This is a genomic window from Brevibacillus thermoruber 423 (assembly GCF_000454065.1).
Classification (GTDB): domain Bacteria; phylum Bacillota; class Bacilli; order Brevibacillales; family Brevibacillaceae; genus Brevibacillus; species Brevibacillus thermoruber.
In genome coordinates, this window is sequence record NZ_ATNE01000025.1 from 1 (window position 1) to 699 (window position 699).

The window sequence follows — 699 nt, forward strand, 5'->3', positions numbered from 1 at the left end:
CGAGCTTGACGATTCAGATCGTCTACTCCCTTGAATTCCCGAACTCGCGGCCAAAAGTTCTTGCGAACATAGCCAATTCCGTTTTCGACCTTTCCTTTAGTGCGAGCGCGATAGGGCCGGCAGCTCGTAAGAAGGAAGCCGTGGTGGCTGGCAAATCGGGAAAAACGCTCATTCCAGACGGGATGGCCCTGTTCATCTCTGTCTTTCACAACGGTCTTCATGTTGTCGTACAGCATCACCTCCGTACCCCCTCCAAAATACTCAAAAGCCCGATGGTGACAACTGATGAGCGTATCCAACTTCTCATCTTCAGTGAACTCCAGATACATCATGCGAGAATAGCTGAGGACCATGACAAACGCATAGAGCCGTTTTGGTTTGCCGTGCCAGTCCACCGTAAACCGTCCCCAATCGACTTGGGCTTGGTATCCGGGATCTGTTTCAAATCGGACGGTGGTTTTGCTGATGACGGTGGGCCGGAACGGTTTCATGAAGACTCGCAGAGTGGTAATCCCACCGGTATACCCTTTTGCCTTGATTTCTTCCAGGATAACTCTCGCATTCAGGCAACCTTCCTCCATTCGGCGGCGAACGTAATCCTTGAACGGATCCAGCTTGCCGAGACGAGTGACCTTTCGCTGATAGGATTCAGGTTCCTTCTTGTTTAGCCACTTACGAATGGTTTTTCGATCCCTCCCC

General features: G+C 51.4%; 1 protein-coding gene. It reads right to left on the reverse strand.

What is annotated here, in order from left to right:
- Positions 1–699, reverse strand: a 699-nt coding sequence (gene istA, locus M516_RS24580) for an IS21 family transposase (RefSeq protein ID WP_029098130.1), incomplete at both ends; no start/stop codon positions are given.